The sequence below is a fragment of the Polaromonas sp. UBA4122 genome (genome assembly GCA_002381615.1).
In the GTDB taxonomy this organism is placed as follows: Bacteria; Pseudomonadota; Gammaproteobacteria; order Burkholderiales; family Burkholderiaceae_C; genus Polaromonas.
In genome coordinates, this window is the sequence record DFWY01000002.1 from 16,141 (window position 1) to 31,049 (window position 14,909).

The 14,909-nt window shown below is 62.1% G+C and carries 11 protein-coding genes and 1 pseudogene; 7 read left to right on the forward strand and 5 right to left on the reverse strand.

The window, feature by feature from the left end:
• The 3 genes and pseudogenes from B3F77_RS00450 to B3F77_RS00460 form a co-directional block, all read left to right on the forward strand.
• Positions 1–213 (forward strand): annotated as a pseudogene (locus B3F77_RS00450) (hypothetical protein); the annotation flags it as partial.
• Positions 176–1,594, forward strand: coding sequence for a Y-family DNA polymerase (locus B3F77_RS00455; protein WP_293603052.1), 1,419 nt, complete (start codon positions 176–178; stop codon positions 1,592–1,594). The pseudogene B3F77_RS00450 and the gene B3F77_RS00455, both read left to right, overlap by 38 nt.
• An 11-nt stretch (positions 1,595–1,605) precedes the next feature.
• Positions 1,606–4,833, forward strand: a complete 3,228-nt coding sequence (locus tag B3F77_RS00460) for an error-prone DNA polymerase (RefSeq protein WP_293603053.1) — start codon at positions 1,606–1,608, stop codon at positions 4,831–4,833.
• Here B3F77_RS00460 and B3F77_RS00465 read toward each other — a convergent pair.
• Genes B3F77_RS00465 through B3F77_RS00475 form a run of 3 tightly spaced genes read right to left on the reverse strand, consistent with a single transcriptional unit; the run spans position 4,830 to position 7,611 of the window.
• A complete protein-coding gene (locus B3F77_RS00465; RefSeq protein WP_293603054.1) occupies positions 4,830–6,182 on the reverse strand; it encodes an erythromycin esterase family protein in 1,353 nt (450 codons plus the stop codon). The genes B3F77_RS00460 and B3F77_RS00465 overlap by 4 nt on opposite strands.
• On the reverse strand, positions 6,179–6,892 hold the full coding sequence (locus tag B3F77_RS00470; RefSeq protein WP_293603055.1) for a phosphoribosyltransferase: 714 nt from the start codon (positions 6,890–6,892) through the stop codon (positions 6,179–6,181). Before B3F77_RS00470 ends, B3F77_RS00465 begins: the two co-directional genes overlap by 4 nt.
• Positions 6,889–7,611 carry a dienelactone hydrolase family protein gene (locus tag B3F77_RS00475; protein WP_293603056.1) on the reverse strand — a complete coding sequence of 241 codons (723 nt, stop codon included), beginning with the start codon at positions 7,609–7,611 and terminating at the stop codon, positions 6,889–6,891. Before B3F77_RS00475 ends, B3F77_RS00470 begins: the two co-directional genes overlap by 4 nt.
• A gap of 384 nt (positions 7,612–7,995) precedes the next feature.
• Between B3F77_RS00475 and B3F77_RS00480 the strand changes: the two genes are divergently transcribed.
• The 3 genes from B3F77_RS00480 to B3F77_RS00490 all read left to right on the forward strand — a co-directional run bounded on the left by B3F77_RS00480 (position 7,996) and on the right by B3F77_RS00490 (position 9,530).
• On the forward strand, positions 7,996–8,262 hold the full coding sequence (locus tag B3F77_RS00480) for a PepSY domain-containing protein (protein WP_293603057.1): 267 nt from the start codon (positions 7,996–7,998) through the stop codon (positions 8,260–8,262).
• Positions 8,263–8,443: 181 nt separating this feature from the next.
• The gene (locus B3F77_RS00485; RefSeq protein WP_293603058.1) at positions 8,444–8,959 is read left to right on the forward strand and encodes a cytochrome b/b6 domain-containing protein; all 516 of its coding nucleotides are present in this window, start codon (positions 8,444–8,446) and stop codon (positions 8,957–8,959) included.
• 202 nt (positions 8,960–9,161) lie between these two features.
• On the forward strand, positions 9,162–9,530 hold the full coding sequence (locus tag B3F77_RS00490) for a hypothetical protein (RefSeq protein ID WP_293603059.1): 369 nt from the start codon (positions 9,162–9,164) through the stop codon (positions 9,528–9,530).
• A gap of 278 nt (positions 9,531–9,808) precedes the next feature.
• Here the strand turns inward: B3F77_RS00490 and B3F77_RS00495 are convergent, their stop codons facing one another.
• Both B3F77_RS00495 and argA read right to left on the reverse strand, forming a co-directional pair.
• Positions 9,809–10,060 (reverse strand): hypothetical protein, encoded by a 252-nt coding sequence (locus B3F77_RS00495; protein ID WP_293603060.1) that lies wholly within the window; start codon positions 10,058–10,060, stop codon positions 9,809–9,811.
• A 95-nt stretch (positions 10,061–10,155) separates the two neighbouring features.
• Positions 10,156–11,505: an amino-acid N-acetyltransferase gene (argA, locus tag B3F77_RS00500; RefSeq protein WP_293603061.1), complete on the reverse strand. Its 1,350-nt coding sequence runs from the start codon at positions 11,503–11,505 to the stop codon at positions 10,156–10,158.
• Between the two features lie 202 nt (positions 11,506–11,707).
• Between argA and hrpA the strand changes: the two genes are divergently transcribed.
• Positions 11,708–14,909 (forward strand): ATP-dependent RNA helicase HrpA (hrpA, locus tag B3F77_RS00505; protein ID WP_293603082.1); only part of this gene is annotated, 3,202 nt, incomplete at its 3' end.

Consider the following 14,909-nt stretch of genomic DNA (forward strand, 5'->3'; position numbering starts at 1 on the left):
CACCTGCTCAAACGCCGCGGCCCGCCGCTGGCAGCGCCGGTGCTGCTGGCCACCCGGCCGACCCGCCTGGAGGCGCTGCTGGCGGCCAGCCGGGAGCGGGTGCGCCGCCGCCGGGAAGAAGGCGCTCAGGTCGTTTCCATGCCGGTTCCTTCTGTTTCACAGCCGAGTTCACTCCATGCGCTGGATCGCACTGCAAGCCTGCATCAGCACTGAGCCTGGACCCGCTGCGGTGATGGACGAGGCGGCGGCGCAGCGGGCGCTGAGCTGCATCGCGCTGGGCTTTACACCGCGCGTGGCGCTGGTGGACGAAGCCGTGCTGATGGAGGTGGCCGGCAGCCTGCGCCTTTTTGGCGGCCTGGCCCGGCTGGCCCAGCAGCTGGAACAGCAGGCGAGCCAGTTTTTTGAATCAAATAAGGTTCTAGCCCATATAAGACGGGCGCAAGGCGCTACATCTTTAATAGCGCTCGGACGCTTGCGCTACTTGAGTCGCCAACCCGGGGCGGCTTGCAAACGGGTGGCCGAGCTGCCCATGGACACCCTGACAGCGGCCCGCCTGCACCTCGGCGTGCTTGAGCGGGTGGGCTGCCGCACCTGGGACGACCTGCTGCGCCTGCCGCGAGGTGGCGTGGCCCGGCGCTTTGGTGCGCCGCTCCTGGCGGCGCTGGACCGCGCCCGGGGCCATGCGCCAGACACCTACGAATGGCGGGTGCTGCCCGAGCACTTCGATGAAAAGCTGGAGCTGGGCGCGCTGGTGACCCATGCGCCAGCGCTGATGGCCGGTGTTGAGCGCTTGCTGGTGCAGTTGCAAGCCTGGCTGCTGGGCCGTCAGAGCGGGCTCTGCGCGTGCAAGCTGGTCTGGCACCTCGACAAGCGCCGCGATGTGCCGCCCACCGGCGAGCTGGTCATTCGCACGGCCCAGCCCGCACAAGACTTGCGCCATATGGCGCGCCTCATCGCCGAACACCTGGCGCAGCAGCGTTTGCCGGCGCCTGTAACTGCTTTAAGCCTGCAGTCGCTGGAGACTGAAAAGCTGGTCGATTCGGCCGCTGCGTCCGGCAGCCTGCTGATGGAAGCGCGCCAGCAGGGCGACAGTGCCCTGGAACTGGTTGAGCGTTTGAGCGCCCGGCTGGGCCAGGCCCAGGTGCAGGCCTGGCAGCCCCGCGCTGACCACCGGCCCGAGCAGATGCAGCGCTGGGTCAGTGCCCAGGCCGCTATTAAATCAATAGCTTATTATGCCCGTCATGAAAGGGCTAGAGGCCTAAATTACATAAAAAATGAGATCAAGACAGAAGCGCTGTACCCAACCTGGCTGCTGCCCGAGCCGCTGAAGCTCGCAACGCTTGGCGACAGCCCGGTATACCAGGGCCGGCTGGTGCGGCTGGCCGGGCCGCAGCGGCTGGAAGCCACCGGCTGGCTGATGGCTGGCGACGCCTCTGGCGCACGCGGCAAGCCCCCTGCGATCCGTGACTATTTCATCTACCGCAGCCTGCAGGCTGGCCTGCTGTGGATTTACAGCGAGCGTTTGCCCGTGGCTACGCCGCAAGCGCTATTCGAGCAGCCGCACGCCTGGTATCTGCACGGGTTTTTTGCCTGAGGACGCCCACCATGCCACGCCAGCTTCCCGACTACGCCGAGCTGCATGCGCTCAGCAACTTCAGCTTCCAGCGCGGCGCCTCGCACGCCGAAGAGCTGGTCGAGCGTGCCCACGCCTTGGGCTACCAGGCCATCGCCATCACCGACGAATGTTCGGTTGCTGGCGTGGTGCGGGCGCATGGGGCGGCGAAAAAACACGGGCTCAAGCTGCTGCCGGGCGCCGAGTTTCTGGTGCAGGCCAGTGCTCCCTTGTATTGTCATTTCAGGCTGGTGGTGTTGCCGCATAACGCGTCGGGCTGGGGCAACCTGTGTGAGTTCATCACCGCAGCCCGCCAGGCGGGCGACGTCATTGAAAAAGGCAGCTACCGGGTGGCGATGGGGGAAACCGACTTTTCGCTGCTGGCCGATTGCGAAATCCTGCTTTGCCCACTTACCGATGCATCGAATGCTATAAATAGTGAAGCACTCTGCGCACATGCTGTCTGGGCTAGAGGCCTGTTTGACTCAAAAAAAGGGATGCATTGCTGGCTGGCTGTCGAGCTGTTACAGGGCCTTGATGACGCGCTGCGCCTGCAGCAGTTGCAGGCAGTGGCACTGCGCAGCGGCATCCGGCTGGTGGCGGCGGGCAATGTGCTGATGCATGTGCGCTCGCGCAAGCCGCTGCACGATGTGATGACCGCCATTCGCCTGGGCCGGGCCGTGCATGAATGCGGCTTTGCCTTGCAGGTGAATGCCGAGGCGCATTTGCGGCCCCGCATGCGGCTGGCCGATATTTACCCCGCCAGCTTGCTCAAAGCCACGCTGGAAGTGGCGGCGCGCTGCAGTTTCAGTCTGGACGAGATTCGCGACCTGTACCGTTATCCGCAGCAGGACATGGTTCCCGCCGCCGAAACACCCGCCCAATGCCTGCGCCGCTTGACTGCAGAAGGCGAGCAGAAGCGTTACCCCGGCGGTGTGCCTGAAAAAGTCCAGGCCCAGCTTCACTACGAGCTCGACCTGATTGAAGAGCTGCACTACGAGATGTTTTTCATCACGGTGCATGACATCGTGCGCTTTGCCAACGCGCAGAATATCCTGTGCCAGGGACGCGGCTCGGCCGCCAATTCAGCCGTCTGCTTTTGCCTGGGCGTGACGGCGGTGAACCCGGCTGAAAGCCAGCTGTTGTTTGAGCGTTTCATGAGCCGCGAACGCCGCGAGCCGCCGGACATTGATGTGGACTTTGAGCATCAGCGGCGCGAAGAAGTCATCCAGTACATCTACCAAAAATACGGCCACGACCGCGCTGCCATTGCCGCCACCGTGACTTGCTACCGGCCACGCAGCGCCTTGCGCGACGTGGGCAAGGCGCTGGCCGTGGAGCCCGCGCTGATCGAGCAGTTTGCCAAAGAGCATTTCTGGTTTGACGGCCGCGCCGCGCTGCAGAAGCAACTTGAAGAAGCCGGTCTTCAGGCTGAAATGGGGCCGGTGCTGCAGTGGCTGGACCTGGCGGTGCAGCTGATCGGCTTTCCGCGGCATCTGGGCCAGCACGTCGGCGGTTTTGTGCTGACGCAAGGCAAGCTGACACGCTTGGTGCCGATACAACCGGCCGCCATGGAGGCGCGCCGCATCATCCAGTGGGACAAGGACGATCTCGATGCCATGGGCCTGCTCAAGGTCGATGTGCTGGCGCTGGGCATGCTGTCGGCCATCCAGCGTTGCCTGGAACTGATCGATCAAACCCGGGGCGGGCAGCTGGAGATGCACCAGATTGAATCGGGCGACGAGTCAAGCTACGACATGATTTGCCAGGCCGACACCGTGGGCGTGTTCCAGATCGAGAGCCGGGCGCAGATGGCCATGCTGCCTCGCCTCAAACCGCGCTGCTATTACGATCTGGTGGTCCAGGTTGCCATTGTGCGGCCGGGCCCGATCCAGGGCGGCATGGTGCATCCGTATTTGCGGCGCCGCGCGCATCCTGAAGAAGAGGTTTACCCCAACGAAGAGCTGCGCGAAGCCCTGGGGCGCACGCTGGGCGTGCCGATTTTTCAGGAGCAGGTCATGCAAATTGCCATGATTGCCGCCAAGTTTTCCGCTGACGAAGCCGATGACCTGCGCCGCTCCATGGCGGCCTGGAAGCGCAAAGGCGGGGTGGCGCGTTTTCATGACCGGCTCGTTAACACCATGACGGCAAGGGGGTACGACACCGAATTTTCCGAGAATATCTTCAAGCAGATTCAGGGCTTCGGTGAATACGGCTTTCCGGAAAGCCACGCCGCCAGTTTCGCCAAACTGGCCTACATCAGCTGCTGGCTCAAATGCCATGAACCCGCCTGCTTTCTGGCGGCCCTGCTCAATTCCCAGCCCATGGGGTTTTATGCGCCCTCGCAACTGGTGCAGGACGCGCGCAGGCATGGCGTGGAAGTGCGTGCCGTGGACGTGACCTCCAGCTGCTGGGATTGCACGCTGGAGCCTGCGAATGAAGTGGCCGCGCCTGCGCATCATCCGGACTATCCCGGCATCAGGCCCGCGCAGCCCGCAGTGCGGTTGGGCCTGCGCCTGGTGGCCGGCCTGCCTGAAAAGGGCGCCCAGCGTCTTGTTGCCGCAAGGGCAGAGGCACCGTTCACCAGCACCGAAGACCTGGCCTTGCGTTCGCAGATCGGCACGCTTGAAATCAACGCCTTGGCGGCCGCCGATGCGCTGCTGGCGCTGGCCGGTCACCGGCGCCAGCAGGTCTGGCAGGCGGCCGCCATCAAACCAGCGCCGCTGCTGTTAAAAGCGGTGCCCACGCAGGAGGCTGTGCTGTCCTTGCCCGAAACGCCCGAGGGCGAAAACATCCTGTTTGATTACCAGTCCACCGGCCTGACCCTGCGCCGCCATCCGCTGGCCTTGCTGAGGCCGCGCCTGGCTGAAAAAGGGCTGCTCAGCGCCAGCCAGCTGAACGCGCTGCCCGATGGCTGTCAGGTAGCTGCTTGCGGCATGGTCACGGTGCGCCAGCAGCCGCAAACCGCCAAAGGCACTGTCTTCATCACCCTTGAAGACGAAACCGGCCCGGTCAACGTGATTGTGTGGAAGTCACTGCGCGAGACGCAGCGCGCCGAAGTGTTGCATGCCCGGCTGCTGGCGGTCCATGGCGTCTGGCAGCGCAGTGAAGAAGTTGACAAGAAGGGCTATGGCGCGGTGCGCAACCTAGTGGCGCACCGGCTGGACGACCTCACGCCGCTGCTCGGGCGGCTGGGTCCAGCCAGCCGCGATTTTCATTAGATGCCTGACGGAAAAGTTTCTGGTGCCTCGCCGGTGCTCCACACTTCGCCCTTGTCAAGCGGCTCCAGTGCATTGGTTTCGTCGATGTGGATCACCGCGTCGAACTGCTTGGCCAAATGGGTGTAAAAGTAGTGGCTCTGGCGCTCGGTCTCGGGCCGGTAGATGACGCCGATGGCGCGCTGCAGCCGCTGCGCCGTCACCAGCGAACGCAGCGCCGCGTTGTCGCGCAAGGCCAGCAGGAAGCGGCCGGTCCCGGTCTGGTGGAACACCTCCTCCCAACTGCCGGGCAGGCCATCACGCACGCGCTTGCGCTGCGGCGGCTCATCCCAGTCCGAAGCCGCCGTGACCCAGCCGTGGTGTGTGCTGAAGCCCACCAGCACCGCATCGCTGGCGTAGCGATCGCGCACGAGCTGGCCGACATTCCATTCGCCCCTCTCGCCCATCTCGGTGGCTGCGGCATCGCCCAGGTGCGAGTTGTGCGCCCACACGGTGATGCGCGGCGGCGTGCCACCTGCGCCCAGGTAGCGGTCCAGCGCCTGCAGCGTCTCCACCATGTGGCTGTCGCGCAGGTTCCATGACGACACGCGCGCGTGAAACATGGTGCGGTAGTACTCCTCGGCATTGCGCACCAGGCGCGCGTTCTGCTGGGCGTAAAAGGTCTCGTCGCGCTCCATCCCGGGCGTAGGGGGAATTTCCCCCGCGCGGCGGGTCATCTCGCGCAGCTGCTGCACCACATCGTCCTCGCAACTGGGGCCGAGGCCAAAGCTGGCGGCGTAGCCATAGGCCTGGCTGTCTTCTGCCGCATGGTCGAAGCAGGCATAGCGCGAGCGCGCCCGGCCTGCGGCCTCGGGGTCAACCCGGTCGAGGTAGCTCAGCACCTCTTGCATTGAGGTGAACAGGCTGTACAGGTCCAGGCCATAAAAGCCCACCTGACTCTCGGGGCTGCGGCCGGTGTTGTAGTCGCGCAGCCATTCGACAAAGTCGCGCACCTCGGTGTTGCGCCACATCCAGGCCGGAAAGCGCTGGAAGCCCGACAGGGCGGCTGCAGCATCGGCATCGCCGGGCAGGCCGCGCACGTAGCGGTTGACGCGCCAGGCATCGGGCCAGTCGGCTTCCACGGCGATGGCAGTGAAGCCTTTTTCGATGATCAGGCGCTGCGTGATGGCGGCGCGCTCGCGGTAAAACTCGCGCGTGCCGTGCGAGGCCTCGCCCAGCAAGGCAAAGCGCGCAGACCCGATCAGTTGTAGCAGGGTGTCGTAATCGCTCGCGGTGCCGGCCAGCGGCTGCAGGTGGCGCTGCAGGCCTTCCAGCAGAGCACTTTTGGCGCGCGGGGCTGGCTGCGTGGTCATGGGGCTCTCTCCTCCTTGTTCCTTTCTCCTTTAGCGGGTCTTGATTGCGCCGACAGCGCATGCTCGCGGCGGGCCTCTTCGAGCAGCGTGCGCACCTCGTCATCGCTGGTCTGCGGAAATTTCTCGTACCACAGGCCGACGGCACGAAACGGTTCCGGCGATGCGGCGCAAACTACCTCGTCGGCCTCATCCCGCAGCGCCTGACAGGTGTCCTGAGCGCCCACCGGAACAGCCACCACCAGGTGCGCCGGGTGCTGCTGGCGAATGGCCAGCACCGCCGCGCGCATGGACGCGCCTGTCGCCAGCCCGTCATCGACCACGATCACGGTGCGCCCACCGAGGCTGATCGCCGGGCGCTGGCCGCGGTAAAGCTGTTCGCGCCGCACCAACTCGGCCTGCTCGCGCGCGACGACTTCGGCCACCGCCTCAGGTGAGACCGTGAGGCCGGACAAGGGAGTCATTACGCGCACGCCGCCGCTGGCGATCGCACCCATGGCGTATTCCTCATGGCCCGGAAGGCCGAGTTTGCGCACTACGAAAATATCCAGCGGCGCACCCAGTGCGCGGGCCACCTCAAACCCCACGGCCACACCGCCCCGCGGCAGGGCCAGTACGAGCAGGTTGGGGCGGCCACGATAATGCGCCAGCTTTTCGGCCAGCACGCGCCCGGCATGGCGGCGGTCTTCAAAAGGCAGCGTCACGTTCATCATGATGAGTGCCTCAAGTGTTCCGTGTGCCCAATATGCTCCACGTCCTTCTTATGCGCCAGGTGCGTGGTGAACCATGCCGCCGCCAGTTCGGCCACTTGTTCCAGCGTGCCACGTTCCTCGAACAGGTGCGTGGCGCCGGGGACGATGGCGAGCTGCTTGTCGCACTGCAGTTGCTGAAGGGCCTGCTCGTTAAGCTCAATCACTTCGTGATCGGCGCCGCCCACGATGAGCAGGGTGGGCGCCGTGACAGCCGCCAGAGCCACCGACCCGGCCAGATCCGGGCGGCCGCCGCGCGAAACCACGGCAGCGATGCGATCGCCCAGCCGGGCCGCAGCGATGATCGCTGCAGCGCTGCCGGTACTGGCGCCGAAGTAGCCGATGGGCGCATGCTGCAAGCCAGGTTGCGACATCGCCCACACGGTGGCGTCTTGCATGCGGCGGGTGAGCAGGGCAATGTCGAAGCGGTGTTCGCGGGTGTGCAAATCGACCTGCTCTTCCTGCGCCGTGAGCAAGTCGAACAGCAGGGTGGCAATGCCGGCTTGCTGCAGCTTTTGCGCGACCTGCCGATTGCGGGCGCTGTGCCGGCCACTGCCACTGCCGTGAGCGAACAGCACCAAGCCACGGAAGTTGGCAGGCAGCGCCAGGTCGCCATAGAGCCAAGCGTCGCCGCAGGCAATGCGGACTTCACGGATCACGGGGGCTTGCGTCGGATTGTTCATGGAAGTCTCCAGCCAAAACATAAGCTTAGGCAAAGCCAGGATGGCGCGCTATCAGAATTTTCCTATTTATTTGTAGGAGCGCTGCAGCCGGGCGATGACTATGGCTATGGCCATTTTCGGGAGGAATTGACCGCTAGTCCATGCCGGACGGACGCGAGTTGCTATCAAAATTGGACCTTGCCCTGCAGCCCTGCGTGAGCAGGGCACAGCCGCAAAGCCGGTCCAGCCGACGGGCTTGAAGGTGCGTTCGGTAGAGGAAGGGTACCTGGGGAGCTTGCCAGCAGGCAAACCTGGGCGCACGACCAGTTCACCGCCGTTAAGCCTGGCCTAAGACTCGTCAGCTAAATTGGGATCTCCGTTTCTTAACCCATAGAAAGTTTCTTCATGCGCAAAATCACCCTCCTGATTTCTACTCTTGGTCTGCTGGCCTTTTCCGGTATGACTTTTGCCTCGCCGGCTTGTACCAAGGAGCTGAAAAGCAAGTGGATGTCCGAATTGAAAATGCAGGATCAAGTCAAGCAGGCTGGCTACAAAGTCAAGGTCTTCAAGACTACCGGCTCCTGTTATGAAATTTACGGTTGGGACAAGGCAGGCAAGCGTGCCGAGGTGTATTTCAATCCAGTTAACGGCTCTATTGTGAAGAAAGAGTGAGGCGTTTCACGTTTCAGGCGGTGGAAAAGCCAAACAAGCTCCGTTCGGGCCAGAGGACGGTAATCGCTCTCTGGCCCATCTCACGGAGAGGTCTTGGCCCCGGCGCACTGCATCGGTCCACCTTGGCGAGGGTCTTCAACAGCCAGCAATTGGGCTTCCTTGTTTTTAACGGGATCGAATTGTGAAAACAATCAAAATCTGGGACCCGCTGGTGCGGGCGATTCACTGGACCCTGGTGGTCTGTGTGATCAGCAATTTCGCGCTGAAAGAGGGTGGGGATGCGTTACACCATTGGCTGGGGTATATCGCAGCCGGAGCCGTGATTCTGCGGGTGCTATGGGGCTTTGTGGGTACCCGCCATGCGCGCTTTGCGGATTTCTTCCCCACGTCGTCGCGCCTTGTCCCCTATCTCAACGCGCTGGTACGCAGGCAGGAGCCACGGATGCTGGGCCACAATCCCGCGGCGGCGGTGATGATGCTGACATTGATGGCCCTGGTGCTCGCCCTTGGTGTGACCGGGTTTCTTCTGGGCACTGATACCTTTTGGGGAGATGACCTCATGAAGGGCATCCATGAGTGGACTGCGAATGTGCTGATCGGGCTTGTCGGGCTGCACGCACTGGCGGCGGTCGTCGAAAGCATCCGGCATCGGGAGAACCTGGTCTGGTCCATGATCACCGGAAAAAAAAGGGAATGATGTGATTGCGTTGGGAAACCGCAGTCAGAGGCTCCGCGCGTCATGGCGCGGTGGGGGACATGTTACGCAAAACGTTTCATCGTGTTGTTGTGGTGACGCAGCCGCGCAGCCCATCTGCATATCCATCAGCAGTCTTGCGTAGATTCTGCCGACGTATTATTTTGACACCGTGTTTTGGCGGTAACACTGGAACGAGGAAACCATGGACTTGACCGAACTATTTGAAGTTAAATTTTTCCTGCTGGTGCTTTTCTCGGTTGTCCTGCCACCCGCCATCTACGGCCTCCTGTTAGTAAAAAAAGCTATTTCTCGCCCAACCGTGCTTTTCCTTGGTGTTCTTCTGATCGTTCTCGCCGGTGTCGACATCGCCCTCATAAATATCCTTTCAGTGTCGGCAAAACACACGCTATCCATCCTTGATGACAAGTTTTTCGCCTCACAACTAAAGGTTGCTCTGTACCTTCTGCCTGCGCTGTTTGCCGGTATTGGCATTAACGTCGTGTCCCACATTCTCATCAGCCACCTTGTTGGTGCGGAGAAAAAATTCGCTCAGGAGCATCCCCATGCCTGACGGGCATGGTGTCTTCGCTGCCGCGCAGCCATCCAATCACCAAGGCCAGTGGAATCAGCCAAATCGCATACTCTGCAAGCAATTTTGCCGTCCAGAGTAAAATATATTCGGTTGTGCTGATGCATTGATCAGCAGGAACAGCGCGTCGTTGAATTCGTTCATGGAAAATCCGGAGCCGGACCACCTGACTTTCATGAGGTAATCCGGTGTTAATGGTTTAGTCTGCCTTGTCTTCGACGGACAAAGTGATCATGCCTTTATCGGCATCGACCTTGACGTCAAACACCTTGGTGCCGCTGATCACTTCCACGTCGTACGCCAACCCGCTTTGGTTTGTTCCTACTCGGCCCGAGCCGCCTTGCCCTGGCGTGCTGCTCAGCGACCGTCATGGCTTGGGTCATCGGGATTTTGGCCTGGGTGGCCTGGATGATGGGCATGGCGTCGTTTTCCATGGTTTTGGCCGCATAAGCCACAGTACCGGCAGAAGCCAGAACGGTAGCGAGAATTGCGATTTTGGTGTAGCGACGCATAGTGGCTCTCCATTTAAATACACGCAGACATTTGCGTGATTTGGAGATTACGGCGTCACACTGAGCATCATCGTGTCTGCGCCGATCACCGCCCTTCAGCCCAGCTTTTTAACCAGCACCTGACTCTTGCGGTCCCAGTTGTACTTGCGCTTGCGCGCTTCGGGCAGCCAGTCCGGGTCGACCTGCACGAAGCCGCGCTTGATGAACCAGTGCATGGTGCGGGTGGTCAGCACAAAAATGCTTTGCAGGCCGGCGGCGCGGGCGCGCTGTTCGATGCGTTTGAGGATTTTTTCACCGTCGCCCTGGCTCTGGCTTTGCGGCGATACGGTCAGCGCAGCCATTTCGCCGGTCTTGGCTTCTGGATAGGGATACAAAGCGGCGCAAGCGAAGATCACGCCGTCGTGCTCGACGATGGTGTAGTGGTCGGCGTCGCGTTCAATCTCGGTGCGGTTGCGTTTGACCAATGTGCCGTCGTTTTCAAAGGGTTCGATCAGCTGCAGGATGCCGCCCACGTCATCGCCCGTGGCTTCACGCAGGGATTCCAGCTTTTCATCCACCACCATGGTGCCGATGCCGTCGTGCACGTAAATTTCCAGCAGCAGCGAGCCGTCGGTAGCAAAGGGAATGATGTGGCTGCGCTCCACGCCAGCCTTGCAGGCCTTGACGCAGTGCTGCAGGTAAAACGCGGTGTCGGTCGGGCGTTCGCCAGGCGCCAGGGTAGCCAGCAGTTTTTCAGCCGCTTCCAGCGGCAACTCGGTATCAATCGGGTTGTCGTCGCTTTCAGGCTGGCCGGGATGGATGCGAATCCCCGGGATCTCGCTCAAAAAGATCAGTTTGTCGGCCTGCATGGCAATGGCCACCGAGGTGGCGACTTCTTCCATGGTCAGGTTGAAGGCCTCGCCGGTCGGTGAAAAACCAATGGGGGACAGCAGCACCATGGCCCCAAAGTCCAGCACGCGGCCTATGGCGCCTGTATCGACCTTGCGCGCCATCCCGGAGTGCTTGAAGTCCACGCCGTCCAGAATGCCCACCGGGCGCGCGGTGATGAAGTTGCCGGAAATGACGCGCACAGTGGAACCGGCCATGGGTGTATTGGGCAGGCCCTGGCTGAAGGCGGCCTCAATTTCGTAGCGCAACTGGCCCGCGGCTTCCTGCGCGCAATCGAGCGCCACTTCGTCGGTGATGCGCATGCCGTGTGAATACTTGGCCTGGTGGCCCTTGGCCTTGAGCTGTTCGTTGACCTGGGGGCGAAACCCGTGCACCAGCACGACCTTCACGCCCATGCTCTGGATCAGCGCCAGGTCCTGCGCAATGTGCTGCAGCTTGCCGGCGGCAATGGCCTCGCCAGCAATGCCCACCACAAAGGTTTTGCCGCGATGCGTGTGGATATAGGGCGCCACCGAGCGGAACCATGGGACAAAGGTGAAATTGAAGACGGCAGACATGGGCACGCTTTCGGGTTCGGGAGGAAATCGGCAATAGCAGCAGGATAAAAGACAGAACTTCTCACGGCCCCGGGGCTGTTTCCCCGGTAAAACGAAAAAATTTCTGTGAGTGTAAGGGAGGAAGCCACGCGCCTGCGGGTGCCAGAAACGGCAAGAACGCCGATAATCAGCGGCTTTGACTGCTGATTCCTCCTTGTCCCCTCTGGTCATCACTTTTCCCGATTCGTTGCCTGTTTCCGGTAAGCGCGACGACATTACCGCTGCGCTCGTCGCGCACCAGGTCATCATCGTTTGCGGCGAAACCGGCTCGGGCAAAACCACGCAACTGCCCAAGATTGCGCTGGCCATGGGTCGCGGCAAGCTCAATTACCCGGCTGGCCAGGGCAAGCTGATCGGCCACACCCAGCCGCGCCGCATTGCGGCCTCCAGCGTCGCCAAGCGCATTGCCGAAGAACTGAAAACGCCGCTGGGCGATGTGGTCGGCTACAAGGTGCGCTTTCAGGACCGGCTGAGCCGCGATGCCTCCGTCAAGCTGATGACCGACGGCATTTTGCTGGCCGAAACGCAGACCGACCCGCTGCTCCGGGCCTACGACACGATCATCATTGACGAGGCGCATGAGCGCAGCCTGAACATCGACTTTTTGCTGGGCTACCTGCGCCAGCTGCTGCCGCGCCGGCCTGACCTGAAGGTGGTCATCACCTCGGCCACCATTGATGCGCAGCGTTTTGCCGACTACTTTGCGTCCGCCAAAGGGCCCGCGCCGGTCATCATGGTGTCTGGCCGCATGTTCCCGGTAGAGCAACGCTGGCGCCCGTATGAGGAGTCACGCGACTACGACTTGAACAATGCCATTGCCGACGCGGTGGACGAGCTCTGGCTGAACCCGCACAGCGCTGGCGATATTTTGATTTTCCTGCCTGGCGAGCGCGAAATTCGCGAAGCCGCTGACCATTTGCGCAAGCACCTGGCGCATCAACCTTTGACGCGCAATGCCGAAGTGCTGCCGCTGTTTGCCCGCCTGAGCCAGGCCGAGCAGGACCGGATTTTTGACGGTCACAGCGGCCGGCGCATTGTGCTGGCCACCAACGTGGCCGAAACCTCACTCACGGTGCCGGGCATCCGCTATGTGATTGATGCCGGTACCGCGCGCGTGAAGCGTTACAGCTTTCGCAACAAGGTTGAGCAGCTGATGGTCGAGCCGGTGTCGCAGGCGGCGGCCAACCAGCGCGCTGGCCGCTGCGGCCGGGTGGCCGACGGCATTTGCATACGGCTGTATGACGAGCAGGACTTTCTGGGCCGGCCCCGCTTTACCGACCCCGAAATCCTGCGCAGCTCGCTGGCTTCGGTGATTCTTCGCATGAAGGCGCTGCATCTGGGAACGATCGAGGACTTTGCTTTCATCGAACCACCGCAGCGCCGCGCCATTGCCGATGGCTACCAGCTGCTGGCCGAGCTGGGCGCGGTCGACGACGACAACGAACTGACGCCGGTGGGCCGAACGCTGGCCAAGCTGCCGCTGGACCCGCGCGTAGGCCGCATGATTCTGGAGGCCAAGGACCGGCAGGCGCTGGATGAAGTGCTGGTGATTGCCAGCGCACTCAGCGTGCAGGATGTGCGCGACCGTCCGATGGACAGGCAGGCGCAGGCCGACCAGGCGCATGCCAAATTCGACGATGAAAAGAGCGAATTCAGCGGCTATTTGAGATTGTGGAAGTGGCTGGGCGACAGCCGCGGCGGCCATGGCGCGGAGCACAAACTGTCCAACCGCCAATACGAAAGCCTGCTGCGCGACAACTTTGTCAACATCCGCCGCGTGCGCGAGTGGCGCGACATTCATTCGCAGCTGCACACCGTGGTGGGCGAGCAGGGCTGGCATCTGAATGACCGACCCGCCAGCTACGAGCAGCTGCACCTGTCGATGTTGTGCGGCCTGCTGGGCAACATTGGCTGCAAAAGCGACGAGGACGACTGGTACCTGGGCGCGCGCGGCATCAAGTTCTACCGCCACCCGGGCGCCAAGCTCAGCAAAAAACCGGGGCGCTGGATTGTGGCGGCGGAGCTGGTCGAAACCACGCGCCTTTTTGGCCGTGGCATCGCCAACATTGAGCCGCCATGGATAGAGCAGGTGGCTGGCCATCTCTTGAACAAGCAGTTGCTTGACCCGCATTGGGAGAAAAAGGCCGCGCAAGTCACGGCGCTGGAGCGTGCCACGCTCTACGGCCTGGTGGTGTACAACGGCAGGCGGGTCAACTTTGGCCGGGTAGACCCGGTCACTGCGCGTGAAATCTTCATTCGTGAAGCGCTGGTGGCTGGCAACTGGGACACTAAACTGCCGTTTCTCTCCAGCAACCAGAAGCTGATCGAGCAGGTGCAGGACCTGGAGCACAAGGCGCGGCGGCAGGACGTGCTGGTCGATGAAGAGCTGATTTACGCCTTTTACGACCAGTACTTGCCGGCCGAGGTATGCAGCGGCGCCAGTTGCGAGCGCTGGTACAAGGACGAGGTCAAGAAACAGCCAAACTTGCTGTTGTTGACCCGTGACGAACTGATGCGCCACGAAGCAGCAGGCATCACCACCCAGTCTTTCCCCAAAACACTGCGTCTTGGCGGCGTGGACTGCACGGCCACTTACCTGCACGAGCCCGGCGACGCCAAAGACGGCGTGACGGTGGAGGTGCCGCTGTTTGCGCTGAACCAGGTGAACGAGGAACGCTGCGAGTGGCTGGTGCCCGGCATGCTGAAAGACAAAACCCAGGCACTGATTAAAACCCTGCACCAGCGGCCACGCTCACGGCTGGTGCCGCTGCCCGACACGGCGACCCGCATGGCCGAACAACTGAACCAGCCGCAGTTGTTTGGCAGTGGCTCGCTGACGGACGCGGTGCTGAAGTGGGTGCGCGACGCCACGTCGCTGGACATCAAGCGCGCCGACCTGAAGCTGGACATGCTGCCGCCCCACCTGTTCATGAACTTTCGCGTAGTCGATGAGCATGGCCGGCAGCTGGGCACGGGCCGCAACCTCGGCGCGCTCAAAGGCGAGCTCGGGTCGCAGGCACGAGGGGCTTTCCAGGCGCTGGCCGGGCTTAAAAACCTCGGCACGGCAGTTGGGCGCAGCACGGAGAAAAGCACCGATTTCGCTCAAAATTCAGCATCAAATAGGCCTATAGCCCAAGCAGGTCGGGTGCAAGCAGCTCCTGAAAATATAGCAATCAAGACGCCAGAACGCTACACCAGTTGGAGTTTTGGCGAGTTGCCCGAGCTGATGGAAATCCGCAAAGGGTCGCAAATGCTGATTGGTTTTCCGGCGCTGATTGACCTGGGCGATGCGGTGACGATTGAGGTGTTTGACGAGCCCGATGCGGCCGCTGTCAAACACCGTGCCGGCTTGCGGCGGGTGTTTT

Bases quoted from the DNA above. Each gene is read 5' to 3' on its own strand.
- B3F77_RS00470 (WP_293603055.1), bottom strand. From the start codon at position 6,892: ATGATGAACGTGACGCTGCCTTTTGAAGACCGCCGCCATGCCGGGCGC.
- B3F77_RS00455 (WP_293603052.1), top strand. From the start codon at position 176: ATGCGCTGGATCGCACTGCAAGCCTGCATCAGCACTGAGCCTGGACCC.
- argA (WP_293603061.1), bottom strand. From the start codon at position 11,505: ATGTCTGCCGTCTTCAATTTCACCTTTGTCCCATGGTTCCGCTCGGTG.
- B3F77_RS00480 (WP_293603057.1), top strand. From the start codon at position 7,996: ATGCGCAAAATCACCCTCCTGATTTCTACTCTTGGTCTGCTGGCCTTT.
- B3F77_RS00495 (WP_293603060.1), bottom strand. From the start codon at position 10,060: ATGCGTCGCTACACCAAAATCGCAATTCTCGCTACCGTTCTGGCTTCT.
- B3F77_RS00475 (WP_293603056.1), bottom strand. From the start codon at position 7,611: ATGAACAATCCGACGCAAGCCCCCGTGATCCGTGAAGTCCGCATTGCC.
- B3F77_RS00465 (WP_293603054.1), bottom strand. From the start codon at position 6,182: ATGACCACGCAGCCAGCCCCGCGCGCCAAAAGTGCTCTGCTGGAAGGC.
- B3F77_RS00490 (WP_293603059.1), top strand. From the start codon at position 9,162: ATGGACTTGACCGAACTATTTGAAGTTAAATTTTTCCTGCTGGTGCTT.
- B3F77_RS00460 (WP_293603053.1), top strand. From the start codon at position 1,606: ATGCCACGCCAGCTTCCCGACTACGCCGAGCTGCATGCGCTCAGCAAC.